Raw genomic sequence first — 25,963 nt, forward strand, 5'->3', positions numbered from 1 at the left:
AGAGACGTCGAGGCGGCTGAGACAAACCCCTCCGGCCAGTTCGTGACCATCTCCCCCTCAGAGGGGGAGATGTCGCGCGCAGCGCCTTCGACAACGAAATTTGCAATGTCCATTTCCGCGATCCCTTCACGAGCGGAGACTGTTCCACAGGCGAGCCCGGATGGGCGACAAACGCCCACCTGGGATGATCCGACGGTTCTTTCGACCGTCAGATCACGTAGGATCGGAGAGGCTCGAAACCGTTGAAGGCGACCGCCGAATAGGTGGTCGTGTAGGCCCCGGTGCCTTCGATCAGCACCTCGTCGCCGATGGTCAGCGACAGAGGCAGCGGATAGGGCGTCTTCTCATACATCACGTCGGCCGAATCGCAGGTCGGGCCGGCGAGCACGCAAGGCGCGGTTTCTGAGCCGTCATGCGCGGTCACTAGGGGATAGCGGATCGCCTCGTCCATCGTCTCGGCCAGGCCGCCGAATTTGCCGATATCGAGGAACACCCAGCGCACATTGTCGTTGTCCGCCTTCTTCGAGATCAGCACGACTTCCGACTTGATGACGCCGGCATTGCCGACCATGCCGCGGCCCGGCTCGATGATGGTCTCGGGAATGGCGTTGCCGAAATGCTTGCGCAGCGCCGAGAAGATGGCCTGGCCGTAAGCCTGGGCCGCCGGCACGTCGCGCAGGTAGCGCGTCGGGAAGCCGCCGCCCATATTGACCATCTTCAAGACGATGCTTTCCTCGGCGAGCGTCGAAAACACGGTCTTGGCGTCGGCCAGCGCGCGATCCCAGGCCGTCAGGTCGGTCTGCTGCGAGCCGACATGGAACGACACGCCATAGGCGTCGAGCCCGAGCGCCTTGGCATGGCGCAGCACGTCGACAGCCATCGCAGGCACGCAGCCGAACTTGCGCGACAGCGGCCATTCGGCGCCCTCGCCATCGGTCAGCACGCGGCAGAACACGCGGGCGCCTGGAGCGGCGCGGGCGATCTTGTCGACCTCCTCGACGCAATCGACGGCGAACAGCTTGATACCGAGCTGGTAGGCGCGCGCGATGTCGCGCTCCTTCTTGATGGTGTTGCCGAAGGAGATGCGGTCCGCCGGCGCACCGGCGTCCATCGCCATCTCGACTTCGGCAACGGAAGCGGTGTCGAAGGACGAGCCCATCGCAGCAAGGAGGCGCAGGATTTCCGGCGCCGGGTTTGCTTTCACCGCATAGTAGATCCTGGAATCGGGCAGCGCCTTCTCGAAGGCGCGGAAATTGTCGCGCACGACATCAAGGTCGACGACGAGGCAAGGACCGGTCGGGCGTCGGGTGGCGAGGAAGTCGAGGATGCGCTGCGTGGCCATCGGGTTTCTCCATCACGCCTTTCGGCGCGCACAAGGGTGCGGACGCGGGCTGTCGGCCTCGCGAACACGCGGTGGACAAAGGCGGGACGGAAATCCATGGACCCAGCCGGTGGAGACCCCGGAACCATGAAACGCCGTCTCGCGGCGATGAACCTTGGCCTTGCCCGGCTTCGGTTCGCTTTGTCTGCCTTGGCTTGGACTGGGAGAACCCCGTTCCGCACTGCCGGCAATGATGGTGTGCCTCTTCAGTAACCCCGGTCTTTGGACAACCGGCAGAGAACCAGAAAGGCCCGCACCGTCGTTGCTTCAAGGTGTCCTCGGTCTGGCGGTTGGCCGCTAAACCGACTGGAGGGGTTAGCTCCAGTTACCTTACCGATTTCCCTCACCATTCAGAGGATCGGCGGACACCCACAGGCACGTGCGACTTTGGGCAAGCGCGATATAGGGGCAGAGAGATTCACAATCAATAAAAATCGTATCGCAGGTTGTAAAAATTCCGGCATCGAACAATGTTGGTTCACCGTATCCGGATATCGAACGATGACAGGCACGCACGACCCTCTCGACCCCCTTCTGCACCCTCGCAAGATACCGGTGGGCCGGCCTGTCGCTGGCCCTTCCGGCGGCGACATTGCCCTGATACGGCTCGGCCGAAACTCGACGCCGCACGAAAGGCCTGATTCATGGACACACTGACCCGCATGCGCGCCTTCATCGACGTGGTCGAGGCCGAGGGCTTTTCGGCGGCGGCGCGCAAGATCGGCCGCTCCAAGGCGCTGCTGTCGAAATATGTGCGCGAGCTGGAGGACGAGCTCGGCGCGCTGCTGCTCAACCGCACCACCCGCCAGTTCTCGATGACCGAGGCCGGCCACACCTATTATCGCCGCGCCTCCGAGATCGTGCGCGAGGTCGACAGTCTTGCCGATGCCGTGCGTGAATCGTCCGGCGACGTGCGCGGCAGGATCAAGCTGTCTGCGCCGCGCACCTTCGCCGACGCGCCGATCGGCCAGTCGCTGATCGACTTCGCCAAGCAATATCCCGACATCGTGCTCGACATCCAGCTGGACGACCGCTTCGTCGACCTCGTCGAGGAAGGCTTCGATCTCGCGGTGCGCATCTCGCGCCTGGAGAACTCGTCGCTGATCGCCAGGCGTCTGGCGCCGTTTTCGACACGGCTGTGCGCATCTCCCGAACTCATCGCAAAACATGGCATGCCGGTACGGGCGCAGGACCTCGGCCGCATGCCCTGCATCGTCGACACCAATGGCCGCGGCCTGAACAACTGGCAATTCAAGGGAGACGGCGAGGATACGGTAAGCGTCTCGGTCTCCGGCCCGATCGAAGTCAACAGCCCGATGGCGGCGCGGGCTGCTGCCCTGTCGGGATTGGGATTTGCCATCCTGCCGGATTTCATCGCCGTGCCGGATATTGCGAGCGGCCGGCTGGTGACGGTTCTGGATGACCGCACCCTGTCGGGCGCCGGCATTTTCGCCGTCTATCCGCACCGGCGCTATTTGCCCGCCAAGGTGCGTGTCTTCGTCGATTTCCTGGTCCAGTGGTTCAGGACGCGCGAAACCGCATGACCGCCTTCAATTGCGGCGCGGTCCCATTTTCGCCCCCTTTCTGGTAACTGTCGACTTCTCTCCGAAGCCAAGGGAATCGCGACCGCGAATGCATCTGAAACGGCACGCAATCATGCTGGCTTCGGCCTTGGCGGCGACATTGACCGCCGTTGGACCGGCCGAGGTGCATCCGCACGTTTTCGCCGAGGCCCGCCTCGACGTGATCCTCTCCCCGGATCACCAAAGCGTGAAAGCGCTGCGCCATCTCTGGCGCTTCGATGATCTGTTTTCCAGCACTGTCATGATGGAGTTCGACAAGAATTCCGACCTGAAGCTTGACGACAAGGAGTTGAAGGAGGTCGCCGACACGGTCCACGCCTCGCTGGCCGAATTCAACTACTTCCAGCTCGTCACCCAGGACGGCAAGGACGTGCCGATGACGCCGCCGCCGCATCTGATGGCCAATTTCGACAACGACCAGCTGATCATCCTGTTCGAGTCCGAACCGAAGGCGCCGATCAAGCTCGCCGGCAAGATCGATATCGGCGTCTACGATCCGACCTTCTACACGGCGATCGATTTCACCGAGGACGCCAACATCACGGTCGAGGGCCTGCCCCCGAACTGCACCGACAAGGTGGTCCGCCCCGACCCGGATGAGGCCATCAAGGAAAACCAGAAGACCCTGACGGACGCCTTCTTCAACGACCCGACAGGCACCGACATGAGCAAGATCTTTGCCACCAAGCTCGAACTGACCTGTCAGCCAGAAGGATGAACCCGGTGATGAGACCGTCCCTGCGTTTGGCATTCGGCCTGTTGGCCATCAGCTTCGCGATGGTGCATTTCGCCGGCTCGGCTCATGCCCAGAGCTCGCTCGGCATTGGCGTCAACGATGGCATGGCCCCGACCACCGGCCCGTTCGCCCACATCCTGATGTGGATCAATCTCAGGCAGCAGGAATTCTATCGCGCGCTCGCCACGGCGATGAAGGCGATGCGCCAGGACAACAGCAAGCTCTGGGTGCTCATCGGCCTGTCCTTCGCCTACGGCATTTTCCACGCCGCCGGCCCCGGCCACGGCAAGGCGGTGATCTCGTCCTACATGGTCGCCAACGAAGTGGCGCTGCGGCGTGGCATCCTGTTGTCGTTTGTCTCGGCCCTGCTGCAGGGCCTGACCGCGGTCGCGGTCATGGCAGTCGCCTATTTCGTCCTGCGCGGTACCGCCGTCTCGATGACCGATGCGGCCTGGTTCATGGAGATCATGAGCTTCGTCTTCGTCACCCTGTTCGGCGCCTGGCTGCTGTGGCGCAAGCTCGGCCCTTCCATCCTGCGCCTGTTCGGCAGAGGTCCCGCCTACAGCCTGTCGGCGGCTCACGCCGGGCATTCTCACGCGAGCCATTCGCATGCCGGTCATACAGGTCACACGGGCCATTCGCATGCCGCTCACAGCCATTCGGCGAACGCGCTGCATGGGCATGAACATCACGACCATGGGGATGACCATTCGCACGATCACCATGACCACGGCGCGCATGACCATCACCACGATCATGGCGCGCACGATCACGCGCACGCGGCGGGCGAGGTCTGCGAGACCTGCGGCCACTCGCATGCGCCAGATCCGGCGCTGCTGTCCGGCGACCGCTTCGACTGGCGCACCGCCTGGACGGCGGTGGCCGCGGTCGGTATCCGCCCCTGCTCCGGCGCGCTGATCGTGCTCAGCTTCGCCCTGCTCAATGGCCTGTGGCTCGGCGGCCTGCTGTCGGTGCTGGCGATGTCGATCGGCACCGCCATAACCGTCTCGGCGCTGGCCACGATCGCGGTGACCGCAAAGAACTGGGCGGTGTATTTCGCCGGCGACGGCCGCATGGGCAACCGCATCCATTCGATCGTCGAGATCGGCGGCGCCGCCTTCGTGTTCCTGTTCGGACTGCTGCTGCTGTCGGCGAGCCTGACGGGTGGCGTTTGACCCGGAAGTAGCGCCCCAAGGTGTGTTGAGATTCAGGTCAGGCCGTGCCGAGAACGGTTGATATCGAGAACCGGAGCGGAGCGTACTTAAAGTACGTGAGCACCGGAAGCGCAGGTATCAGCCGTTCGCAGGCCGGCATCACCTGAATATCAATACACCTTGCCGCCGAGTTCATCCTCGATATGAGCGCGGATAATCTCGTCAAAGCTCTTCTCGGCACTGAAGCCGAGTTCCCTTGACCGCCGCGCCTCGAACCGCGTCGGCCAGCCCTTGACGATCGCCCAGATCGTCTCGTCCGGCTCCTCGCGGATCAGGCTCACCGCCTTCGGCCCGGCGATGCGTTCCAGCGCCTCGATCTGCTCGCCGACGGTGACGGCGACGCCTGGCATCGTCAGGTTGCGGCGCGGCCCGACGGCGGCGCCGTCGATCCCATGGATCAGGAAATTCACCGCCGAGCGTGGGCTGGCGTGGGTATGGACGACGGTGCGCGGCACCGGCAGGATCGCCTCCTGACCGTTCAGCGGCTCGCGGATGATGCCGGAGAAGAAGCCGGAGGCCGCCTTGTTCGGCTTGCCCGGCCGCACGCAGATGGTCGGCAGCCGGATGCCGATGCCGTCGAAGAAGCCGCGCCTGGAATAGTCGGCCAGCAGCGCCTCGCTCATCTGCTTCTGCGTGCCGTAGGAGGTCAGCGGCGTAGTGTGGAATTCATCGGGAATGACGTCCGGGAACGGCGCGCCGAACACCGCGATCGACGAGGTGAACACGACGCGCGGCGCAAACCCAGCCAGGCGGACGGCATCGAACAAGGCGCGCGTGCCGTCGAGATTGACGCGGTAGCCGAGATCGAAATTGGCTTCCGCCTCGCCCGATACGATGCCGGCGAGATGGAACACGACGTCGGGCCGCGACGCGACCAGCCTCTCGGCGGCGCCCGCCTCGGCGAGATCGCCGGTATGGCTGTGGATGCTGACGCCATCGATGGCCGGCGCCTGTGGCGGTACGATGTCGTGCAGGTCGAGCGCGGAGATCTTCTGGCCGCGCAGCCTGCCGTCCTTCGCCAGCCGTGCAATGAGCTTGCGGCCGACCATGCCGGCGGCGCCCGTGATCAGAATGCGCATGTCGAACTTCCCTTATTTGCTCTGATTTTTGCGTTGGCTGCGCGCGCGCAGCCAGAACACCAAGAAAAACGCCAGCACGAACGCGGTGCCGAAGATGCCGGCGAGCACGGTCGAAAGGCCGCCGAGGGCCAGCATGATGTTTGGCAGGAAATAAACGGCAATGCCGAACAGCAGCATGATCGACAGCGCGGCGATGGCGGCGTTCTTGGTATCGCGATCCATTATGCTGTCCCGGCGTGGCCAGGGGTCGTCGAGCTCGGATTCAAGGCGCTTGGGTTCCCTGCGTCAGTGATGGTGGCCATGATGCAAAGCCGCGTCATGCCCCTGGTGGTGATCATGGTCATGACCATGGTCGTGCTCGTCGCCGTCGTCGGCGCACTGGCCGAATTCAGGTTCCACCGTGGCATGGCTGATGCCATGCTCCGACGCAAGCCGCTTCTTGATCGCGCTGACCGCCTTGTGCGCGTCCACGCCCTCGTTGAGGCAGGCATGCAGCGTCGCCATGCTGCTGGTGCCGTCGATCGACCAGATATGCATGTGGTGCACCTCGCGCACCCCCTGGACCGTCGTCGCGATGTCGCTGGCGATCAGGTCCCGGTCGAGGCTCGGCGGCACCCCTTCGAGCAGGACGTGGGCGGCCGCGCGCATCAGCGACCATGCCGTGGACAGGATCAGCAGCGAGACCAGCACCGACAGGATCGGATCGATCGGGGTCCAGCCGGTCGCCAGAATGACGATCGCCGCCACGATTGCCGCGGCCGAGCCGAGCAGGTCGCCGAGCACATGCAGTATGGCGCCGCGCATGTTGAGGCTCTCACGGTCGCCGCCATGCAGCACCAGGAAGGAGCCGATGTTGACCAGCAGGCCGAGGATCGCCACCACCAGCATCGGCCCGCCCAGCACCGGCGCCGGCGTCTGCAGGCGCTCCCACGCCTCGTAGACGATCCACAGCGCGATGACGAAGATGGCGATGCCGTTGGTGTAGGCCACCAGCGTCTTGACCCGGCCGAAGCCATAGGTCAGGCGGACGGTCGCCGGCCGGTCCGCAAGATGAAACGCGTACCAGGCAAGGCCGAGCGCAATGGCGTCGGCAAGCATGTGGCCGGCATCGGCCAGCAGCGCCAGCGAGCCGGTGAAAAGACCGCCAAGCGCCTCCGCCACCATGAAGCCCGCCGTCAGGCAGGCCGCGATCAAAACGCGCTTCTTGTCGGTCGAGCCATGACTATGCGCGCTGTGGCCGTGCCCGCTGTAGCCGTGCCCGCTGTGGTCGTGCCGGCTGCCGTCGTGCCGGCTGTCGTCGTCACTGTGCGCCAATGGCAAACTCCCATGCCCGGATTCAGCTCAAGCGCCGAATTCCGCGCGAAAATCCTCGAGCCGTCGTTTCTGCTGGCCGGCACCGTCGAAATTGGCCGGATCGAGCCACGCCTCGTAGGCTTTGCGCAAGGCCGGCCATTCCTTGTCGATGATCGAATACCATGCGGTGTCGCGGTTTTCACCCTTGACGATCAGGTGCTGGCGGAAAACGCCCTCGAACTTGAAGCCGAACCGTTCCGCGGCGCGCTTCGACGGCTCGTTGCGGTTGTTGCATTTCCATTCGTAGCGGCGATAGCCGAGCTCGTCGAAAATGTATTTCATGAACAGGAACTGCGCTTCCGTCGCCGCCGGCTTGCGCGCGATGAGCGGCCCCCAATAGATGTTGCCGATCTCGATGACGCCATAGGCCGGATCGATGCGCATCAACGTCTGGCGCCCGGCGACCTTGCCGCTCGGTTTGTCGATGACGGCGAAGAACAGCGGATCCTCGCTCGCCTCCACCTTGTCCAGCCAAGGCTGGAAGGCGGCGCGGGTTTCCGGCGGATAGTCGGGCAGCCAGGCGAAGCGGCCATCGACGTCGGCCACGGAAGACGCTTCATAGAGGCCATCGCCATGCTTCGCGGCGCTCAGCGGCTCAAGCCTGACATAGCGGCCCTCCAGCACCTTGCGCTCCGGGCGCGGACGCGGTTGCCAGTCCTTGAGATTTTCCGACACCGAAAGCTCCAATCCGTTTGACTTTTGCGGGCCGAAGCTCACAAAAACGCAACCGCATAGCAAGAACCACACGGACGGGAAAAATGCTCCACACGATTTCGGCCTTCGATCGTCTCGGCGAGGAAAACGCCTTCGCCGTGCTCGCGAGGGCCACGGCACTCGCCCAACAAGGCCGCGACATCGTCAATCTCGGCATCGGCCAGCCCGACTTCAAGACGCCGCAGCACATTGTCGAGGCGGCGATCAAGGCGCTGCGCGACGGCCACCACGGCTACACGCCGGCGAACGGCCTGTTGGCGACGCGCGAGGCGGTGGTGCGCCGCACGCTGACCACGACCGGGGTCGAGGTATCGCCCGAGGCGGTGATGATCCTGCCCGGCGGCAAGCCGACCATGTTCGCCGCCATCCTGATGTTCGGCGAACCTGGCGCCGAGATCCTCTATCCCGATCCCGGTTTTCCCATCTACCGCTCGATGATCGAGTTCACCGGTGCGGCACCCATCCCCGTGCCGATGCGCGAGGAGAACGGCTTTGCCTTCTCGGCCGATGAGACGCTGGCGCTGATCACCTCGAAGACGCGGCTCCTGATCCTCAATTCGCCGGCCAACCCGACCGGCGGCGTCACGCCGCGGGCCGAGATCGAGAAGCTGGTCAAGGGACTGGAGGCACATCCGCAAGTGGCCATCCTCTCCGACGAAATCTATGACGTGATGACCTATGATGGCGAAAAACACTGCTCGCTGCTCGAGTTTCCCGAAATCCGCGACCGGCTGATCGTGCTCAACGGCTGGTCGAAGACCTGGGCGATGACCGGCTGGCGCATGGGCTGGTCGATCTGGCCGAACGGCGACAAGGGCGCCCATCTCTACGACAAGGTGCGCAAGCTGGCGGTCAATTGCTGGTCCTGCGTTAACGCGCCCAGCCAATTCGCCGGCATCGCCGCCATAGACGGCCCGCAGGACGACGTCGAAAAGATGATGCGCGCCTTCGATCGCCGCAGGAAGATCGTGGTCGAGGGACTGAACGCCCTGCCAAACATATCCTGCATCACGCCCAAGGGCGCCTTCTATGCCTTCCCCAACGTGTCGAAGACCGGCTGGAAGGCGAAGCAACTGGCCTCCGCCCTGCTCGACGACGCCGGCGTGGCACTGATCGGCGGCCCCGATTTCGGCATTCTCGGCGAGGGCTATGTCAGGCTCTCCTACGCCAATTCCGAGGAGAACATTTTGCGCGCGCTGGACAGGATCGGAGCGTTCCTGGCCAAGTGAGGCCTCCGGCGTTCGCCGCGAGTCCGCATCGATTGCCGCTGGCGGCATGGCAATGTCATGATGCGTCGGGAGGCGCATGGCCAAAGACTGTGCCTGCGTGCGGGGAGCCGCTACGATCGTCGGATCAGGATCGAAATGGGGGGCCTCGATGTTTTATGCAATTCTTGCCTATCACGTGGAAGACGCGATCAAGGCACTGACGCCGCAGGAAGATGCGGCACTGATGACCGACCTGCTCAAGATCCACGACGGGCTCTATGCGAACGGCAGCCTCGGCCCCTCGGCGCGGCTTGGAGCGACCCAGTCGGCCTGCACCTTGCGCGGACCCGGCGACGGGATCGTCATCGACGGCCCCTTCGCCGAGACCAAGGAACAGCTTCTCGGCCTCTATGTCGTCGATTGCGCCAAGCGCGATGACGCGATCGCCATCGCGCGCGATCTGCGCCGCGTCAACCCGACCGCCGTCTACGAGATCCGCCCGATCGCGCTCTATCTGCCGGGCGTGGCGCTGGCGGGGGCCTAAGGCAACTCCAGAAAGCGCGTAGAGGTTTCCCGGGAAAAGCGCGTAGCGCTTTCCCTTGGGAATTGCGCAAAAATAAAGGCTTGGTCAGCCTCTGCCCACGAACGGCATCTTGGTCGCCATCACGGTCATGAACAGCACATTGGCCTCGAGCGGCAGGCTGGCCATGTGGACGACGGCGTCGGCCACGTGCTGGACGTCCATCACCGCTTCGGCGGCAATGGAGCCGTTGGCCTGTGGCACGCCGACCGTCATCGGTTGCGCCATGTCGGTCAGTGCATTGCCGATGTCGATCTGGCCGCAGGCGATGTCGTAGGGGCGGCCGTCGAGCGCCAGCGTCTTGGTCAGCCCGGTGATGGCATGCTTGGTCGCGGTATAGGGCACCGATCCCGGGCGCGGCGCGTAGGCCGAAATGGAGCCGTTGTTGATGATGCGGCCGCCCATCGGTTTCTGCTTGCGCATGGCGCGGAAGGCCGCGCGGGCGCACAGGAACGAACCGGTGAGATTTACGCCCACAATATCGTTCCACACCTCGACCGGGATCTCGTCGATCGGCGCCGACTTGTAGCCCATGCCGGCATTGTTGAAGAGCAGGTCGACGCGGCCGAACGCCTCCGCCACCGTCTCGAACAAATCATCGACCTCGCCGGGCTTGCTGATGTCGCAGGCGACAGCCAGTGCCTTGGCATCCGTCTGCTCGGCCGCGGCGATCGCCTCGTCCAGCAGCGCCTTCCGGCGTCCGCAGAACACGGTGTTCCAGCCGGCTTTGAGCAGCGCGGTGGCGACGCTCTTGCCGATGCCCGTGCCGGCGCCGGTGACGATGGCGGTTTTTTCGGTCATGGCAGATATCCTCCGGCTGCGCCGCGTTTTGCTCGACTGATTTTCAGGTGGTCCAGGGACAAAAGGCATCGCAAATGACGGCGGCGATGGCAAGCGGGACACTGGTATCCAGGGCAACGAATCCAAGCTGACAGGTCTCTTCGGGCCTTCGACCCCGCGCTGTCGAGGGAGCATTGAACGGAAAAACCGCCTGTGCGGCGGGTCCCTGGCGCAACTCAGCACCATAACCAAATATCTACCATAGTTGCCTTCACCCAGTCAAGGAAAAAATTCCTATCAAGGGTTCGGAGCCTGGCCGGGTGCCGAAAAGTACAATTCCTTTTTGGGAGAAGCCCGGAGGGCCGCCAAAAAGGGCGGTCATTGGCGACCGCCCTGATCTGGACCGGACTTGGGAGGAGGAAAGCCGATCCGACTGTCTAGAATCATGCGCTTCCTGGGTTAACGAGAGGTTAACGCCACGAAGGCCCGCCTGTTCCGTTTTGGCCTACCAGCGTGGATTGGGTGAGGTCCCGGCCTTGGCAGCCGGCACTTTGACCGCCGAAACCGTTGCCTCGACATGGTCGATCAGCGCATCCGGCAGGCCGAGCCGGCCCGCGAGCAGATCGAGATAGCCGCGCTCGGCGCGTGTGTCGGGATCGATTGTAAGGCGCGACGCGGTGTAGAGCTCAAGCTTCTGCGCGTCGGTCTTGGCGCCGGCCACCAGCGTGTCGAGGTCGAGCGGGTTCTCCAGCTCCGCCATCAGGAATTTTTCCGCATCGGAACCGATCCCCGCGAGGCTCAGCTTGCCGGCGATCTTCTTGCGCTCCTCATCGTCGACATGGCCGTCGGCCTTGGCCGCCGAGATCATCGCCCGCACCAGGGTCAGCGTGAATTCGTCCTCGCCCTGCGGCGCTTGCGACGGGTGGAACGCAGTGTCCTTCGGCGGCGGCAGCAATTCCGGTTCGCCGGCCGCCGGCGCCTGCTCGGGTGCATTGCCGGCCTTGTAGTTCTGGTAGGCCTTGTAGGCGAGGCCACCGATCGCTGCCAACCCACCGAGCTTGACGGCGGCACCGGTGACCTGGCGCCCGGCGCCGGTTCCAAGCAGCACCGCGGCCAGCGCGCCCGCCGCAAGAGGATTGTCCTTGGCCATCTGCACCGCCTGTCCGGCCTTGTCGCGGACCGTGCCGCCGGTGCCGGGAATTTGCGAGCCGAGCAGATCGTCGAGAAGCTTCTTGGGATCGAACATCAATGCCTCCAGGATTGCCCGGCCGAACGGGCAGGTTTCGAACGCCGAAGACGTAGGTCCCTAAACCTGGCATTGCAATGACGGGCGGCCGCTTTGCCCCGGCCCAGGCGCCTTGATCAGGACCCGATATGCGGTCCCCTGCCCCGCGCCTGCGCCAGCTCGACCTGCCGCTGGCGCTCGGCATAGCGCTGGCGGTCGTCGTCCGACCGAGCGTCGAAACAATGCGGGCAAGAAACGCCGGCGGCAAATTTCGGCGATGTCAGCTCGTCCAAGGTCAGCGGATGGCGGCAGGCGCGGCACAGCTTGGCGTCGCCCTCGGCGAGGCCGTGCGACACCGAAACCCGTTCGTCGAAGACGAAGCATTCGCCTTGCCACAGGCTTTCCTCGGCCGGCACTTCTTCGAGATATTTCAGGATGCCGCCCTTGAGATGGAACACCTCCTCAAGGCCGAGCGACCTGACATAGGCCGTCGCCTTTTCGCAACGTATGCCGCCGGTGCAGAACATGGCGATCTTGCGGCCTTCCAGCTCCGCGCGGTGCTCTTCCACCCAGGCCGGGAATTCGCGAAAGCTCGCGGTCGCCGGATCGATGGCGCCCTTGAAGGTGCCGATCGACACTTCGTAGGCGTTGCGCGTGTCGATGACGATCGTGTCGGGTTGCGAAATCAGCGCGTTCCAGTCGGCCGGCGCGACATAGGTGCCGGCACTCTTCGCCAGGTCAATGTCTTCGACACCCATGGTGACGATCTCGCGTTTCAGCCGCACCTTCATGCGGTGGAAGGGCATTTGCGCGGCGCTGCTGTATTTCACCTCGAGGCCGGACAGCCCGTCGATGGCTTCGAGATGTTCGATCAGTTCGGCAATCGCCGCATCGCTGCCGGCGACCGTGCCGTTGATGCCTTCATGCGCCAGAAGCAGCGTACCCCTGATGCCGCGCCCACAGCAGAAGGCAGCCAGCGGCGCCCGCAGCGCCTGGAAGGCGTCGAGCCGGGCAAATTTGTAGAGCGCGGCGACGCGGACAGGCTGGGATGGCGCGGACGGTGTCATTGCCAGAGCAACTAGACGCTCGTAAAAGCCGTTTCAAGGTGAAACGGGTTGGACGGCCTGCCATGGCCCTGTTCCGGAAGAGCCCGTAAGCTACCCGGCGTGCGTGACATCACGACACGCCCGGTTGCGTGGACAGGAAAATACCCGTCTGCTAATCGGTTGAATTGACAACGATATGGAGAAGAAGATGCCCAGCAAGACCGAAAAACTCCTGTCGTTGCTCAACGGTCAGCCGGTCATCCCGGTGTTGAAGATCGCTGATGTTGCCAATGCGGTGCCGTTGGCCCGCGCCCTGGCGCGCGGCGGCCTGCCGGCGATCGAGATCACGCTCAGGACCGCGGATGCGCTGGAAGCGATCCGGCGCGTGGCCGGCGAGGTCGAGGAAGCCATCGTCGGTGCCGGCACCATTCTGGATGCCCGCCAGTTCGATGAGGCGGCCGCCGCCGGCTCGCAATTCATCGTCAGCCCGGGCATAACCCGCGAGCTTCTGGCAGGCGCCGCCGACAGCGAGGTTCCGCTGCTGCCCGGCGCCATCACCCCCGGCGAGATCATGGCCGCGCGCGAAGCCGGGCTGCGCTTCCTGAAGTTCTTCCCGGCCGAGCAGTCCGGCGGCATCGCCTCGCTGAAGGCATTCGCCTCGCCGCTCGCCGACGTGAAATTCTGCCCGACCGGCGGTATCACCGGCAAGAACGCGGCCGACTATCTCAGCCTGCCCAATGTCATCTGCGTCGGCGGCTCCTGGGTCGCCCCCGACGACATGGTCAAGGCCGGCAGGTGGGACGAAATCGAAGCTCTCGCACGCGCCGCGAGCAAGCTCGCCGGATAAGCGCTTTCGCGTTCACCAGCGCAGCGGGCCATTCTCGTCGAAATAGCCGGCGGTCGGACCATCGGCATCGAGCGTCGCCAGGCGCACGATGATCTCGGCTGCCTGCTGCACCGTGCGACCGCCCCTGTGCCCGTTGAGATCGGTCGCGGTGTAGCCGGGAGCAGCGGCATTCACCTTGATGCCGCGCGGCGCGAGCTCCCTGGCGAACGCCACCGTGATGGCGTTGAGCGCCGTCTTGGAGCTGCCATAGCCCATTATGTTGGGCGACTGGTTTTCGCCTGTTGCGTCCTGCGCGCGGGCGATCGAGCCGATATAGCTGCTCACCATGACGATGCGGCCGGCGGGCGATGCCAGCAGAAGCGGCAGGAATGCCTGGGTGACGCGGACCGGGCCGAAGACGTTGACATCATAGGTGGCCTTGATGTCGGCGATATTCTCCCGGCTCGGCGGCAACTCATACCGCCCGTTCGAGCCGAGCGCGTCGACATATCCAGGAGCAATGCCGGCATTGTTGACCAGCACGTCGAGGCTGGCTACCCGCGCCGCGACGGTCCTGGCGGCGGCCGCCACGCTTTCGTCATCGACGACGTCGAGTTCGAGCCACTCGACGTCGAGCCCTTCGCTGCGCAGCGCCTGTGCCGCTGCGGTGCCGCGTGCGGCGTCGCGGGCGCCGAGCCAGACCTTGAATCCCGTTGCCGCCAGGCGCCGTGCGGTCTCCAGGCCGATGCCCTTGTTGGCGCCGGTCACCAGTGCGCGCTTCGATGTCGTCATATCCAAATCTCCTTTGTGGAGGCCTGACGCCTGTCGCCTGGAAGTGGCCCGGTCCGGGAAAACGACATGCATAAAACAAAGGCCCAAGACGCGTCGCCAAACGCGACGCGCCTTAGAGATGGCGGATTGCGGCCCGCCTCGCGCGCCGAAAACTCTCTTGCTCTTGCCTGATCCTCTCACCTGGTTGCGCGGCCCACGCGGATCGGCAATGCTGAAACGATGAGAGAGGCGCTGCTGGAATTGATCGCCATCGCCGGCCGCCATGCGCATGGGCGGCGGACAAGGACGGCGATCCCTCGCGTTACGATCGGCCGCAGCGAGGTCCCGACGCCGCCGATGCCCGAGCTTTGTCAGCCGACGGCGCTGTTCGTGCTGCAAGGCACGAAATCGGTGCTGATCGGCGAGCGCACGCTTCGTTATCAAGCCGGCAGCTATTTCGTCTACGCGGTCGAGACACCCGCCACCAGCCAGCTGATCGAGGCGAGTATCGCGCATCCCTATGTGGCCATCGGTTTCGCCCTCGATGTCAAGGCGATCGCAGCCCTGCTCATCGAGCACGAGCCGGCCGTCGGTGGCGACGATTTCATGACCTACCTGGCCAATGACGACCTGCTCGACGCGTGGCGCCGGATGCTGCGGCTGCTCGACAGGCCCGCCGAGATTCCCGTGCTCGCTCCCCTGCTCGAGCGCGAGATATTGTTTCGCCTGTTGCAAGGCCCGCAAGGCGCGAAGTTGCGCCAGCTCGCCGGCGCCGACAGCCGCTTGTCACAGATCCGCCGGGCGACCGCCTGGATCCGGGCTCACTATGACGAGCCTATCGAGGTGCGGCGGTTGGCCGAGCTCGCCAATATGAGCAGCGCTGCGTTTCATCGCCACTTCAAGGCGGCGACGGCGATGAGCCCGATCCAGTACCAGAAGCAGGTCCGCCTGCTGGAGGCCCGCCACCTGCTGCTGGCCCAGCCGGGAAACGCCGCGCGGGTTGCCTTTACCGTGGGCTATGAAAGCGCTTCGCAGTTCAGCCGGGAGTATGCGCGTCAGTTCGGGTTGCCGCCTGCACGCGATGCCGCGCGGCTTCTGGCGCGGGGCGAAGCGGCCGCGCTGGACATCGACTGAACCATCCCGGGCGGCACGAAAAAGCCCGGCCGGCTTGCGCCGATCGGGCTAGTCTGGTGCCATGATAGTCAGTGGTGTCTTGGCGGTCAGTTGCAGACCCTGACCTTCTCGACCGCCTTGTGGTGATGCTTCCAATGCGTGACCATCTTGGTCCGGCAGTGATGCTTGCCATTTTTGATGATCACGGTTTCGGCTTGCGAGGGCGCAATAGCCGCCGATGCCGCCACCAGCGCCAGGACGAATGCCAACAGGATCTTCTTCATGAATATCCCCGGGTTGGAACGCAGCCATTCTAGCCGGGAAATAGGCGGCTGTTACGTTTTCACGAGAAGTTCAGGCACCCGTGATCCCGCGGGGCCGGGGCCGGCTTCATGCATGCCGGTTGTGCCCGCACACAGCCGGCACACACAAAAAAAGCCGCGCCGGTTGCCCGGCGCGGCTTTCGGAATGCCCGGTCTTTACGCTACTTCGTCTGGAAGCGCGCGACGGACAGGAATTTTACGGCATTGCCGGTGAAACGGTTGGCATCCGCCATCTGGTCGCCCTGCTGGAAGCCGGCCGTGTAGACCTCGCTCGGCGGCGTGTGGACCACGTTGTAGGCGTAGCCCGGCGCCGTCGTGGCGCTCGAAACCGTCGCGACATTCTCGCCGCTGGTCAGCGCCCAGCGGGCGGCCTGCGGCGCGGCGGCGACCACGATGGCCTTGGGACCGGGTTTCAGGTCGCGGGCGGTGGCTCTGGCCTCCTTGCGGGTCGTCTTCACGCCGGCGCCGATCGCGGCGACCGGATCGGAACCGGCAGCGCGGGCGACGACGGCCTCGCGCGGCGATGCGGCATCGACGCCGGACGGGTCGTTGAAAGCCGAACGAGGCTCGGACAACGACGCAACCCGATAATAGTCAGCCTGCACGGGAAGCGCCTCGGCCTCGTCGAGCACGGCCTTGACCGCATCGGGCTTGACCGCATCGGCCTTGGCCGCATCGATATTGGTCATATCCGGCCGCGCGCTCGGCAGCACCGAGAAGGCATCGGTCGCGGTCTTGCCACGCTCGGCCGTCTCGGCCAGCGCCATCAGCACATCCTTGCTGGGCGCAGGCGCCAGCACCGCCGGCAACGTGTGTTCGGGGCGCCATGTCGGCAAAGGTATGTTGTTGGCGGCAACCTGCGCTGCATCGGCGGCGACCGCCGAGGGATCAGCCTTGCCGAAAGGCATATTCGCCGGCGTCTGCACGGTTGCCACGGTCTGTTCGGTGCTGGCCGTCGCATCCGCCATGCCGAAGGGAACATTTTCAGGCGGCTGCGCGCCGACATCGACTTTCGGCCGCGGCGCGAAATCGGGCAGCGGGATGCTGCGTGCCGGCAACGCCGCGATGATCGTCTCGGGCGTATCCTTTTCCGGCTCCGGGGCCTGCTCCTCGGCGACCTGCGGGATCTCGGCGCGCTTGGCGTTCTCGGGCGCCACGATCGCGATCCCCGGCAGGGTGCCGCTCTTGGCGGTGCTCGCCGGTACCGGCTTCACGCTTCTCGGCTTCGGCGCCGGCTCTGCCGATGCGACATCGGCGCTGTCGTCGGCCTCGTCGTCGCCGCCGCCGAAGAAGGCAGCCAGGAGTCCGCCGGACCTTTTGGAACCACCGCCGGCGCTGGCCAGCTCGATGGCGGCGCCGCCGGAGCCCTTGCGTGCCTTGTATGAGGCAAGCGCCTGCTCAAAGCCAGGCAGCGGCCGGCCGTCGCTCGGCACGTGCAGCGTCTTGCCGTTCGGGAACAGGCTCACCAGTTCCTGTCGGCTGATGCCGGGCCAATGGCGCACATTGCCGACATCCATGTGGACGAACGGCGAACCGGATCTCGGATAGTAGCCGACGCCGCCGCCCTGCATCTTGAGCCCGATATTGCGCAGCTTCTTCAGCGGCACGCCCGGAATGTAGAAGTCCATCGCCTTGCCGAGCATGTGCTGGCTCTTCTCGGCGACACCCTTGCTGCGACTGCGCAGCATCGAGTTCGTCGACGGCGAGCGATAGCCGCAAACCACCTGGATATAGTCGGTGGCGCCGCTTTCCCGATAGGCTTCCCAGACCAGGTCCAGCAGGCGCGGGTCCATCTTGGTCGGCTCGTTGCGGCGCCAGTCGCGCAGGATGATGTTGATCTTCCTCAGCCCGGCCTGATCGTAACGGCCGTTGCGCTTGTAGACGATCTCCGCCTTCTCGTGCGTGTGGAGGTGGTAGAGCTTCAGCGAACGCACTTCGGCCCTGGCGCCGGTTGCGGCAGCGGCAAGAAAACCAAATGCGACAATCATGGCCGCCAGCCACTTCGGCCAGACGCTCAAATGATAGTGCCGCCCGTTTGTGTGTCGTTCGATTCTGTTCAAATCAAAAGGCCTTGCAGGCTGCCGTTTGTCCCCGGATTTGCCCAAACGGACGTGTCGTTGTCACATCCGAATATCGATCCTAATGGTTAATCATCGCTTATTGAAGCCGAAATGCGGTAAGACCGTGGCGATATCCCGCCAAAAATTGTCCACAAGGTTTCTTGGTAAACCGCTGGTTTAGATCATGATTCCTCGTTTGGCCGAAACACGATCTGTTACCGTTAGCCTTAATGCGTGAACGGGACCGTCGGGGACGTCGCCATCGGCGCGCCACACTCCGGTCCAGTCAATGCACCGGCGACATGATGGCAGCGCAAGCTGGTCCCGGCCTTGCGTGACCGCACTCGGGCCGACCGCTCTCAGGCCGGACATCGGGCGGCTGTGCGCGATAGCGCCCTCAGGAAGCGAGCCGGTCGAGCCTGCCGGTTTCCGGATCGATGCCGTATTCCTTGAGCTTGCGGTAAAGCGTCGAGCGGCCGATGCCGAGGCGGCGGGCGACTTCGCTCATCTGGCCGTTGTAGTGATCGATGGCGAGCTTGATCATCTCCAGTTCGACATCCGCCAGGGCGCGCACATTGCCGCGTTCGTCGAGCGCGCGCAGCGTGCCGAAGCGTGGCTGAAGCCGCATCGGCGATTCGGGTTCGGCAGCCGAAACGTCCTCACCGCTTAGCGCCGGCTCATCGCGCGGTTCTACGGCCAAAGCCGGGCCGGCCGGCGCGATGTCCACATCGAGGCGGACCGTGCCCTCCACCTGGGCGCGGATTTGCGGGAAATCCTCGACGCCGAGCACATCGCCTTCGCACAGCACCGAGGCGCGGAAGACGGCATTTTCCAGCTGCCGGATGTTGCCGGGCCAGTCATAGGCCTGGAGCACGGCGAGCGCCGCCGCCGAAATGCCCCGAAGGCGATGGCGCGGGTCTGCCGGAGCCACCTTCTCCATAAAATGTGCGACCAGATCGGGAATGTCGTCGCGGCGGTCGCGCAATGGCGGCACATAGATCGGGTAGACGTTGAGCCGGTAGAACAGGTCCTCGCGGAACTTGCCGTCCTTGACCTGCTGCAGGAGATTGCGGTGCGTCGCCGAAATCAGCCTGATGTCGACCCGGACCGTGGCGCGGCCGCCGACCGGATCGACCTCGCCATCCTGGACGGCGCGCAGCAGCTTGACCTGCACGTCGAGCGGCAGGTCGCCGATCTCGTCCAGAAACAGCGTGCCCGAATGCGCTTCGACGAATTTGCCGGTGTGCTTCTCCGTGGCTCCGGTGAACGAGCCCTTCTCATGGCCGAACAGGATCGATTCGACCAGATTGTCGGGAATGGCGCCGCAATTGACGGTGACGAAAGGTTTCGAGCGGCGGTCGCCACTGCCTTGTATGGCGCGCGCCACCAGTTCCTTGCCGACGCCGGATTCGCCCTCGATCAGGATCGGGATGTTGGATGCCGCCGCTTTCTGGCCGAGGCGGATCACCTTGTCCATGGCCGGACTGTGCGTGATCATGTCCCTGAAGGTCAGCAGCCCGCCGCGCCGGCGCGACGTGCGCTTGACCTCGCCTTCGACAGCCTCGACCTTGAGCGCGTTGGCGATCGAGGCCTGCAGCCTGTCGGGAGAGGCCGGCTTGACCACGAAATCGAAGGCGCCGTGGCGCATCGCCGAAACCACGGTCTCGATGCCGCCCTGGGCGGTCTGCACGATGACCGGGATGGTGATGCCGCGCTCGCGCATCGCCTTGAGCACGCCGATGCCATCGAGATCGGGCATGACCAGATCGAGGATGACCACCGACACGTCGCGGGCTCCGGGCCCGTCGAGGGCGTCGAGGCCGGCAGCGCCCCCGTCGACGACGATTGCGGTGTGGCCGAACCGCGTCACCGCCGCCTCGAGCAGCCGGCGCTGCACGGGATCGTCATCGACTATGAGTATGGAACCTGTCATGACTGTCTTGAGCCGCCCGCCTGATATCCCCATGGACCATCTTGGCACAGGGTTCTAAATAAGGTTTCAAAAAACCCGGTGAACGAATTCCTTAGGATTTGACCGGCTTCTCCGTTCTCCTTGATTCTGGCCCTGGGCCGGCCACTTGATTCAAAAGAAGGTATTGTCGATGCGCGTGATGTTTGATCGGCGGCCTGCGGCGCCAGCTTCCGGTCAGGGCGCCGCCGAGCTTGGCGATCTGCCGGAATGGAATCTTGCCGACCTCTATGCGGGCATGGAGGCGCCGGAGCTGAAGCGCGACATCGCCAAAGCCGCCGCCGATGCGGTCGCCTTCGAGAGCCGCTGGAAGGGCACGCTGTCCGCCGAGGCCGAGCGCGGCAGCGCAGGCAGGCTGGGCGAAGCGCTTGTCGCCTATGAGGCCCTGGAAGAGCTGATCGGCCGCATCGTCTCCTATGCCGGCCTCATCTATGCCGGCAACACCGCCGATCCGCAGCGCGCCAAGCTCTATGGCGACATTCAGGAGAAGATGACCGACGCCAGCGCGCATCTTCTGTTCTTCGCGCTCGAACTGAACCTGATCGATGACCCGGCGATCGAGGGCGCGCTCGCCGCCGACCCCGCTTTCGGTCATTACCGGCCCTGGGTGCTCGATCTGCGCCTGGACAAGCCCTATCAGCTCGAGGATCGCGTCGAGCAGCTTTTCCACGAGAAGTCGATCACCGGGCGCGGCGCCTGGAACCGGCTGTTCGACGAGACGATGACGGACCTGCGCTTCGACGTCGACGGCGAGGAGCTGACGCTGGAACCGGCCCTGAACCGATTGCAGGATGCCGACGGCGAGGTGCGACGCCGCGCCTCCGAGGCGCTCGCCCAGACCTTCCGGAGGAATTTGCGCACCTTCACGCTGGTCACAAACACGCTGGCCAAGGACAAGGAAATCTCGGACCGCTGGCGCGGCTTCGAGGACATCGCCGATTCACGCCATCTCGCCAACCGCGTCGAGCGCGGTGTGGTCGATGCGCTGGCTTCGGCGGTGCGCGAGGCCTATCCGCGCCTGTCGCACCGCTACTACCGGATGAAGGCGCGCTGGCTGGGCATGGAGGTGATGAACCACTGGGACCGCAACGCGCCGTTGCCGGAGACCCCGCAGGCGGTGATCGGCTGGGACGAGGCCAGGAACACGGTGCTGTCCGCCTATCAGCGCTTCTCGCCCGAGATGGCCGAGATCGCGCGGACTTTCTTCGACCGCAACTGGATCGACGCGCCGGTGCGCCCAGGCAAATCCCCCGGCGCCTTCGCCCATCCGACCGTGCCTTCGGCGCACCCCTACGTGCTGCTCAACTACATGGGCAAGCCGCGCGATGTGATGACGCTGGCGCATGAGCTTGGCCATGGCGTGCACCAGGTGCTGGCCGGCGGCCAGGGCGCGCTGATGGCCTCGACGCCGCTGACGCTGGCCGAGACGGCGTCCGTTTTCGGCGAGATGCTGACCTTCCGCTCGTTGCTCGAGCAGACCACCGACAGGCGCGAGCGCAAGGCCATGCTCGCCCAGAAGGTCGAGGACATGATCAACACGGTCGTGCGCCAGATCGCCTTCTACGAGTTCGAGCGCAAGGTGCATGCGGAGCGCCGCAACGGCGAACTGACATCCGACAGGCTCGGCCAATTCTGGCTGGAGGTGCAGGCGGAAAGTCTGGGCCCGGCGATAAAGCTGCGCGACGGTTACGAAGTGTTCTGGACCTACATCCCGCACTTCATCCATTCGCCTTTCTACGTCTACGCCTATGCGTTCGGCGACTGTCTGGTGAACTCGCTCTACGCGGTCTACCAGAACGCAGAGCGCGGCTTCCAGGACAAATATTTCGAGATGCTGCGCGCCGGCGGCACCAAGCATCATTCGCAGCTTCTGGCGCCTTTCGGCCTCGATGCAACCGATCCCGCCTTCTGGCAGATCGGGCTTGGCGTGATCAGCGGCCTGATCGACGAGCTGGAAGCGCTCGACAACTGAGGCGTCTTCTGTACGCCGTCCCCACCTGCTCAGAACAGTTTAGCCGGAATGCATATTGGGACCACACTATTCTTGGTCTAAATATCTGTTCTTGAATAACTCTCTTTCGTAGTTTTCCCATAGCTTTCCGTAAGCTCTATGATAGCCTCCCCGCCAAGCTCAGCCGGAGCATGCGGGTCGGGCGGGGAAGTCTCAGCCGACCGCGGCGTTCCGGTGCACGCGACGACGGCCATTGGCCATGGCTTGCAAAGCCGACGCCGACGGCTCGACTGAGGCCGGCTGTTCCGCAGGCGGCGGAACCATCATCGAGTAGTCCTTCGCCGAAGGTCATTAAGTCCAATGCCGCGGCAGACGGATCTGACTGAAGAGAGAGACAATGGGCACTTTTTTCTACATGCTCCTGGCGTTCCTTGTGGGTGTGCTGGTTGGCTGGTTCATCTGGGGACGCCTGCGCGGTGAACTCGACAGCTTGCGCGGCGACCTCGACCGCACACGCAGCGAGCGCGACCGGCTGCGGGCCGACAGCGATCGCCTGACCGGCGAGTTGGATGCCTGCGGGCGCACCCGCGCCGATCTCGAGCGCCAGCTGCGCGAGGCCTCGACCGGCTCCGGCCCGGCAAAGGCGGCGGCGCCGGCGCCGGCCGCCTTGATGTCGACGCCCACCCCTGCCAAATCCGCTCCGGCGGCCAAGCCGGCGCCCAGGAAGCCGGCTGCGGCCAAGGCCGCTTCCAGCGCCGCGAAGACCGGCGCGCCGAAGGCCGCTGCCGCCAAAGCCTCTCCCAAGGCCAGCGCGGCGCCCAGGAAGGCGGCACCGGCGAAGGCCGCGCCGGCCAAGGCGGCTTCCGGCAAACCCGACAATCTGCGCCGGCTGATCGGTATCGGCCCGGTCAACGAGAAGCTGCTCAGGGCACAAGGCGTCACCAGCTTTGCCCAGATCGCCGCCTGGACAGCCGCTGATATCAAGCGGATCGAGGACGTCATGAATTTCGACGGCCGTATCGCGCGCGAGCGCTGGATCGAGCAGGCCAAGCTGCTCGCCGCCGGCAACGAGGCGGAATTCGCCAGGCAGTTTCCGTCGGCTGGAACCGCCAGCAACACCTGAGCGACAGGGCAGATCCGACGATTGCGGCCGGCGGCGCGAACGAAGCGCCGCCGGTTTGTTTTTGGCCGCAGGTCTGTCCACAGGTCGGGCCAAAGGTGGGGCCAGAGGTCGGCTTTAAGTGGCAAGGTGCCGCTCCCTCGATTGCGCGCGGCTGGCCCCCCATATAGAGCCATGATTGGCTTCATCGATCCACGCGCCGAGTTCCATGCCCCTGCCCGCCGCAATTTTCCGCAATGACGAAAGCGCGCGCCAGCTCGTTTTCGACCGACCGGACGACATCATCACGGCGCACGAGGCCCGGGATTTCTCGGCCGCGCTGCAGGCGGCCCAGGCCGCGCATGACGCCGGCAAATGGCTTGCCGGCTATTTCTCATACGAGGCGGGCTACCTGCTGGAGCCGAAGCTGGTTCCGTTGCTGCCGCCCGGGCGCCGCGCCCCGCTGGTCTGCCTGGGCGTCTTTGACGCGCCGGTGCAAGAGCCGGTGCCGCCCCGCAAGGCGGCGGCGACCAACGGCCCGATCTTCGATGCAAGGGCGACATGGTCGTTCGAGGATTACGAGAAGCGGTTCTCGCGGCTGCACCGGCACATCAGGCAAGGCGACTGCTACCAGGGCAACCTGACCTTCCCGGTGCATGCGCAATGGTCGGGCGATCCGCTCGCCGCCTTCGACGCGCTGACCGAACGCCAGCCGGTGAAATATGGTGCCCTGGTTTCGCTTGGCGATCCGGTCGTGCTGTCGCGCTCACCCGAACTGTTCTTCGAGATCGACGCGCAGGGCATGGTCGAGACGCATCCGATGAAGGGCACGGCGCCGCGTGGTGCGACGGAAGCCGACGACGAGCGCCAGAAAACCTTCCTGCGCAATGACGAGAAGAACCAGGCCGAGAACCGGATGATCGTCGACCTGCTTCGCAACGACATCTCGCTGATCAGCGAGGTCGGTACGCTGGAAGTGCCAGAGCTGTTCCGCATCGAGACCTATCCGACCGTCCACCAGATGGTAAGCGACGTCAGGGCGAAGCTGCTGCCGGGCCTCACGATCCGCCAGATTTTCGCAGCGCTGTTTCCCTGCGGCTCCATTACCGGCGCGCCGAAAATCCGCGCCATGGAGATCCTGCATGACCTTGAAGGCACGCCCCGCGATGTCTATTGCGGCGCCATCGGCTGGATCGCACCAGGCGGCACGATGCGCTTTTCCGTGGCGATCCGCACCATCTCGCTCTTTCCCGGGGGCGAGGCCGTCTACAATGTCGGCGGCGGCATCGTCTTCGATTCAACCGCGCAGGAGGAGTATCAGGAGTGTCTCTTGAAAGCCCGCTTCGCGACGGGAACGCCGCCGGTTTCGAATTGATCGAGACCATGCGCTGGGAGCCGCCCATGGGCTTCCTGCGCTTCGAGCGGCATCTCGCGCGCCTCTATGGTTCGGCGGCCGAACTCGGTTTTGCCTGCGACCCGCAAAGGATCGGCGACGTGTTGGGCAAGGCTGTCGATGGCGCGCGCAACGCCTTGCGCACGCGCCTGGCTTTGGCGCGCAGTGGCGACGCGGCCGCCTCGGTCCAGCCCTATGAGCAGCTCGACGCCGATAAGGTCTGGACGCTGCGGCTGGCGCGCACGAGGCTCGATTCGAACGATATGCTGCTGCGCCACAAGACCAGCCGCCGGCAGGTCTACACGCATGCCCGCGCCGAATATCTCATCACCCAGGCCGACGAAGTGCTGTTGGTCAACGAGCGTGGCGAGATGTGCGAAGGCACCATCACCAATGTCTTCGCCGATTTCGGCGACGGCATGCTTTTGACGCCCCGCCTCGATTGCGGGCTGCTGCCTGGCGTATTGCGCGGCGCGCTTCTGGATGAAGGCCGCGCCCGCGAGGCGATCTACAGCTTTGACGACTTGAAATCCGCCAGGGCGCTCTATGTCGGCAATTCACTGCGCGGCTTGATCCCGGCAAAACTGATCTGAAGCATGACATCGCTGCCCACCCACACGCCCTATGATGGCTCGTCCAAGCTGTTTACCATCGGGCTGAAGCCGCTTGCCCTGGCCGACTGGATCGAAGTCGACGAACATCTCCTGCCGTTCCTCGCCGAGAAGCAGCGGCTCTATGCCGAAATGCCCGGCACCGTGTTCGTCGAGGAAGACGGCACGCGCGATGCCCAGCGCGAAGTGCTCGACCTGCTCGAAGCGCACTTGCCGCGGGCATTTCCCGAGACCCATCGGCGTGCCAGTGGTGGGGTCGAGGTGATCGGCGCCGCCGGCAATCCCGAGGGCGACTTCGCCAAGGCGCCGCTTGTCGCGGCCTCGCTGCTCGTCCAGGAAGACCTGATCCTGATGCGCCGCGGCGAAGACGGCTGGCGGCTCGCCGCCGGCTCGCTCTGCTTTCCCTCGTCCTGGTCGCTGCTCGAAAAATTCGGCAAGCCGTTGCAGCAGATCCATGCGCCTGTGCCGGGTTTTGGCCCTGGCACGCGGCCGGCCGAGCTGATCAACCGCATGTTCGACGGCCTCCAGGGCCAGGCCGTGGAGCGCTACAACTGGTCGATTCAATCGGGCGATGCGCTCTACCACCCGCTGTCCAATGTCGAGCGAATCGAGCGCGCCGCCAGCCGCCCGTCGCGATTTGCCGATGGCGACGCCAATGCCCACGCCTTCATCCGCGTCGAGCGGCAGACGCTTCGAAAACTGCCCGTCTCGGGCGACATCCTGTTCACCATCCGCATTCATCTCGACCCGCTGGCGGCGTTGGCGCATCACCCCGACCGGGCGACGCTGGCTCCGGCTTTCGCTGCCCAACTCGAAGCGCTCGACATCGCCCAGCTCGATTACAAGGGCTTGACATCAGACCGCGACCGGCTGGTCGGCGTCCTTAACCAAATGGCGAACGCCGCCTGACCGGCGGTTGGCGCTTTTCACTGGTTTATGACAATGATC

At 64.7% G+C, this 25,963-nt stretch carries 24 protein-coding genes; 12 read left to right on the forward strand and 12 right to left on the reverse strand.

Features of this window, described 5'->3' with window-relative positions:
* Positions 1 to 208 precede the first annotated feature (208 nt).
* Entirely contained in the window at positions 209 to 1,342 is a 1,134-nt protein-coding gene (gene odc2 / locus FJ443_RS21945) for an ornithine/lysine decarboxylase (protein WP_140665881.1), read from the reverse strand.
* A gap of 683 nt (positions 1,343 to 2,025) precedes the next feature.
* Here odc2 and FJ443_RS21950 point away from each other — a divergent pair.
* From FJ443_RS21950 to FJ443_RS21960, 3 genes are all read left to right on the forward strand, one after another.
* Positions 2,026 to 2,925: a LysR family transcriptional regulator gene (locus tag FJ443_RS21950; RefSeq protein ID WP_140496254.1), complete on the forward strand. Its 900-nt coding sequence runs from the start codon at positions 2,026 to 2,028 to the stop codon at positions 2,923 to 2,925.
* Positions 2,926 to 3,013: 88 nt separating this feature from the next.
* Entirely contained in the window at positions 3,014 to 3,682 is a 669-nt protein-coding gene (locus FJ443_RS21955) for a DUF1007 family protein (RefSeq protein WP_140665884.1), read from the forward strand.
* A complete protein-coding gene (locus FJ443_RS21960) occupies positions 3,679 to 4,875 on the forward strand; it encodes a nickel/cobalt transporter (protein ID WP_140665887.1) in 1,197 nt (398 codons plus the stop codon). Before FJ443_RS21955 ends, FJ443_RS21960 begins: the two co-directional genes overlap by 4 nt.
* Before the next feature lie 149 nt (positions 4,876 to 5,024).
* Here FJ443_RS21960 and denD read toward each other — a convergent pair whose 3' ends face one another.
* From denD to FJ443_RS21980, 4 genes are read right to left on the reverse strand one after another with little or no spacing between them, the layout of a single operon-like run.
* Positions 5,025 to 5,993 (reverse strand): D-erythronate dehydrogenase, encoded by a 969-nt coding sequence (gene denD, locus FJ443_RS21965; RefSeq protein WP_140665890.1) that lies wholly within the window; start codon positions 5,991 to 5,993, stop codon positions 5,025 to 5,027.
* 12 nt (positions 5,994 to 6,005) lie between these two features.
* Positions 6,006 to 6,218: a hypothetical protein gene (locus FJ443_RS21970; RefSeq protein WP_140513664.1), complete on the reverse strand. Its 213-nt coding sequence runs from the start codon at positions 6,216 to 6,218 to the stop codon at positions 6,006 to 6,008.
* A gap of 60 nt (positions 6,219 to 6,278) precedes the next feature.
* Complete coding sequence (locus tag FJ443_RS21975; RefSeq protein ID WP_140556580.1) at positions 6,279 to 7,307, reverse strand: cation diffusion facilitator family transporter; 1,029 nt, start codon at positions 7,305 to 7,307, stop codon at positions 6,279 to 6,281.
* Positions 7,308 to 7,334: 27 nt separating this feature from the next.
* Positions 7,335 to 8,021 (reverse strand): GNAT family protein, encoded by a 687-nt coding sequence (locus tag FJ443_RS21980; RefSeq protein ID WP_140522370.1) that lies wholly within the window; start codon positions 8,019 to 8,021, stop codon positions 7,335 to 7,337.
* An 83-nt stretch (positions 8,022 to 8,104) separates the two neighbouring features.
* Between FJ443_RS21980 and FJ443_RS21985 the strand changes: the two genes are divergently transcribed.
* Together FJ443_RS21985 and FJ443_RS21990 are read left to right on the forward strand one after the other, a co-directional pair.
* Entirely contained in the window at positions 8,105 to 9,289 is a 1,185-nt protein-coding gene (locus FJ443_RS21985) for a pyridoxal phosphate-dependent aminotransferase (RefSeq protein WP_140513667.1), read from the forward strand.
* Between the two features lie 148 nt (positions 9,290 to 9,437).
* A complete protein-coding gene (locus FJ443_RS21990) occupies positions 9,438 to 9,812 on the forward strand; it encodes a YciI family protein (protein WP_140496262.1) in 375 nt (124 codons plus the stop codon).
* Between the two features lie 84 nt (positions 9,813 to 9,896).
* Here the strand turns inward: FJ443_RS21990 and FJ443_RS21995 are convergent, their stop codons facing one another.
* The 3 genes from FJ443_RS21995 to FJ443_RS22005 form a co-directional block, all read right to left on the reverse strand.
* Positions 9,897 to 10,649 carry an SDR family oxidoreductase gene (locus FJ443_RS21995; RefSeq protein WP_140513668.1) on the reverse strand — a complete coding sequence of 251 codons (753 nt, stop codon included), beginning with the start codon at positions 10,647 to 10,649 and terminating at the stop codon, positions 9,897 to 9,899.
* 484 nt (positions 10,650 to 11,133) lie between these two features.
* A complete protein-coding gene (locus tag FJ443_RS22000) occupies positions 11,134 to 11,874 on the reverse strand; it encodes a tellurite resistance TerB family protein (RefSeq protein WP_140513669.1) in 741 nt (246 codons plus the stop codon).
* A gap of 116 nt (positions 11,875 to 11,990) precedes the next feature.
* Positions 11,991 to 12,920: a rhodanese-related sulfurtransferase gene (locus FJ443_RS22005; protein ID WP_140665893.1), complete on the reverse strand. Its 930-nt coding sequence runs from the start codon at positions 12,918 to 12,920 to the stop codon at positions 11,991 to 11,993.
* Between the two features lie 187 nt (positions 12,921 to 13,107).
* Between FJ443_RS22005 and FJ443_RS22010 the strand changes: the two genes are divergently transcribed.
* Positions 13,108 to 13,746, forward strand: coding sequence for a 2-dehydro-3-deoxy-phosphogluconate aldolase (locus FJ443_RS22010; protein ID WP_140566208.1), 639 nt, complete (start codon positions 13,108 to 13,110; stop codon positions 13,744 to 13,746).
* 12 nt (positions 13,747 to 13,758) lie between these two features.
* Here the strand turns inward: FJ443_RS22010 and FJ443_RS22015 are convergent, their stop codons facing one another.
* Entirely contained in the window at positions 13,759 to 14,517 is a 759-nt protein-coding gene (locus tag FJ443_RS22015; RefSeq protein ID WP_140566205.1) for an SDR family NAD(P)-dependent oxidoreductase, read from the reverse strand.
* A 219-nt stretch (positions 14,518 to 14,736) separates the two neighbouring features.
* On the opposite strand from FJ443_RS22015, the gene FJ443_RS22020 reads away from it, so the two are divergent.
* Complete coding sequence (locus FJ443_RS22020; protein WP_140556570.1) at positions 14,737 to 15,630, forward strand: AraC family transcriptional regulator; 894 nt, start codon at positions 14,737 to 14,739, stop codon at positions 15,628 to 15,630.
* Between the two features lie 86 nt (positions 15,631 to 15,716).
* Here the strand turns inward: FJ443_RS22020 and FJ443_RS31245 are convergent, their stop codons facing one another.
* The 3 genes from FJ443_RS31245 to FJ443_RS22030 all read right to left on the reverse strand — a co-directional run bounded on the left by FJ443_RS31245 (position 15,717) and on the right by FJ443_RS22030 (position 19,925).
* Entirely contained in the window at positions 15,717 to 15,893 is a 177-nt protein-coding gene (locus FJ443_RS31245; protein ID WP_181175124.1) for a hypothetical protein, read from the reverse strand.
* 200 nt (positions 15,894 to 16,093) lie between these two features.
* The gene (locus tag FJ443_RS22025; protein WP_181171642.1) at positions 16,094 to 17,920 is read right to left on the reverse strand and encodes a DUF882 domain-containing protein; all 1,827 of its coding nucleotides are present in this window, start codon (positions 17,918 to 17,920) and stop codon (positions 16,094 to 16,096) included.
* Between the two features lie 469 nt (positions 17,921 to 18,389).
* On the reverse strand, positions 18,390 to 19,925 hold the full coding sequence (locus FJ443_RS22030; RefSeq protein ID WP_140665896.1) for a sigma-54 dependent transcriptional regulator: 1,536 nt from the start codon (positions 19,923 to 19,925) through the stop codon (positions 18,390 to 18,392).
* A 169-nt stretch (positions 19,926 to 20,094) separates the two neighbouring features.
* On the opposite strand from FJ443_RS22030, the gene FJ443_RS22035 reads away from it, so the two are divergent.
* From FJ443_RS22035 to FJ443_RS22055, 5 genes are all read left to right on the forward strand, one after another.
* Positions 20,095 to 21,933, forward strand: a complete 1,839-nt coding sequence (locus tag FJ443_RS22035) for a M3 family oligoendopeptidase (protein ID WP_181175125.1) — start codon at positions 20,095 to 20,097, stop codon at positions 21,931 to 21,933.
* A gap of 376 nt (positions 21,934 to 22,309) precedes the next feature.
* Entirely contained in the window at positions 22,310 to 23,035 is a 726-nt protein-coding gene (locus tag FJ443_RS22040; RefSeq protein ID WP_140665899.1) for a proton-conducting membrane transporter, read from the forward strand.
* A 205-nt stretch (positions 23,036 to 23,240) separates the two neighbouring features.
* Positions 23,241 to 24,386, forward strand: a complete 1,146-nt coding sequence (locus tag FJ443_RS22045; RefSeq protein ID WP_140666029.1) for an aminodeoxychorismate synthase component I — start codon at positions 23,241 to 23,243, stop codon at positions 24,384 to 24,386.
* The gene (locus FJ443_RS22050) at positions 24,335 to 24,997 is read left to right on the forward strand and encodes an aminotransferase class IV family protein (protein WP_140665902.1); all 663 of its coding nucleotides are present in this window, start codon (positions 24,335 to 24,337) and stop codon (positions 24,995 to 24,997) included. The genes FJ443_RS22045 and FJ443_RS22050 overlap by 52 nt, the downstream gene beginning before the upstream one ends.
* Before the next feature lie 3 nt (positions 24,998 to 25,000).
* Positions 25,001 to 25,924, forward strand: a complete 924-nt coding sequence (locus FJ443_RS22055) for a DUF3445 domain-containing protein (protein WP_140522392.1) — start codon at positions 25,001 to 25,003, stop codon at positions 25,922 to 25,924.
* The last annotated feature ends 39 nt before the right edge of the window (positions 25,925 to 25,963 follow it).

Origin of the sequence: Mesorhizobium sp. B2-6-1, from assembly GCF_006440475.1 — a bacterium.
Classification (GTDB): Bacteria; Pseudomonadota; Alphaproteobacteria; order Rhizobiales; family Rhizobiaceae; genus Mesorhizobium.

Bases quoted from the DNA above. Each gene is read 5' to 3' on its own strand.
- odc2 (WP_140665881.1), bottom strand. From the start codon at position 1,342: ATGGCCACGCAGCGCATCCTCGACTTCCTCGCCACCCGACGCCCGACC.
- FJ443_RS21950 (WP_140496254.1), top strand. From the start codon at position 2,026: ATGGACACACTGACCCGCATGCGCGCCTTCATCGACGTGGTCGAGGCC.
- FJ443_RS21955 (WP_140665884.1), top strand. From the start codon at position 3,014: ATGCATCTGAAACGGCACGCAATCATGCTGGCTTCGGCCTTGGCGGCG.
- FJ443_RS21960 (WP_140665887.1), top strand. From the start codon at position 3,679: ATGAACCCGGTGATGAGACCGTCCCTGCGTTTGGCATTCGGCCTGTTG.
- denD (WP_140665890.1), bottom strand. From the start codon at position 5,993: ATGCGCATTCTGATCACGGGCGCCGCCGGCATGGTCGGCCGCAAGCTC.
- FJ443_RS21985 (WP_140513667.1), top strand. From the start codon at position 8,105: ATGCTCCACACGATTTCGGCCTTCGATCGTCTCGGCGAGGAAAACGCC.
- FJ443_RS21990 (WP_140496262.1), top strand. From the start codon at position 9,438: ATGTTTTATGCAATTCTTGCCTATCACGTGGAAGACGCGATCAAGGCA.
- FJ443_RS21995 (WP_140513668.1), bottom strand. From the start codon at position 10,649: ATGACCGAAAAAACCGCCATCGTCACCGGCGCCGGCACGGGCATCGGC.
- FJ443_RS22000 (WP_140513669.1), bottom strand. From the start codon at position 11,874: ATGTTCGATCCCAAGAAGCTTCTCGACGATCTGCTCGGCTCGCAAATT.
- FJ443_RS22005 (WP_140665893.1), bottom strand. From the start codon at position 12,920: ATGACACCGTCCGCGCCATCCCAGCCTGTCCGCGTCGCCGCGCTCTAC.
- FJ443_RS22010 (WP_140566208.1), top strand. From the start codon at position 13,108: ATGCCCAGCAAGACCGAAAAACTCCTGTCGTTGCTCAACGGTCAGCCG.
- FJ443_RS22015 (WP_140566205.1), bottom strand. From the start codon at position 14,517: ATGACGACATCGAAGCGCGCACTGGTGACCGGCGCCAACAAGGGCATC.
- FJ443_RS22020 (WP_140556570.1), top strand. From the start codon at position 14,737: ATGAGAGAGGCGCTGCTGGAATTGATCGCCATCGCCGGCCGCCATGCG.
- FJ443_RS31245 (WP_181175124.1), bottom strand. From the start codon at position 15,893: ATGAAGAAGATCCTGTTGGCATTCGTCCTGGCGCTGGTGGCGGCATCG.
- FJ443_RS22025 (WP_181171642.1), bottom strand. From the start codon at position 17,920: ATGATTGTCGCATTTGGTTTTCTTGCCGCTGCCGCAACCGGCGCCAGG.
- FJ443_RS22030 (WP_140665896.1), bottom strand. From the start codon at position 19,925: ATGACAGGTTCCATACTCATAGTCGATGACGATCCCGTGCAGCGCCGG.
- FJ443_RS22035 (WP_181175125.1), top strand. From the start codon at position 20,095: ATGCGCGTGATGTTTGATCGGCGGCCTGCGGCGCCAGCTTCCGGTCAG.
- FJ443_RS22040 (WP_140665899.1), top strand. From the start codon at position 22,310: ATGGGCACTTTTTTCTACATGCTCCTGGCGTTCCTTGTGGGTGTGCTG.
- FJ443_RS22045 (WP_140666029.1), top strand. From the start codon at position 23,241: ATGCCCCTGCCCGCCGCAATTTTCCGCAATGACGAAAGCGCGCGCCAG.
- FJ443_RS22055 (WP_140522392.1), top strand. From the start codon at position 25,001: ATGACATCGCTGCCCACCCACACGCCCTATGATGGCTCGTCCAAGCTG.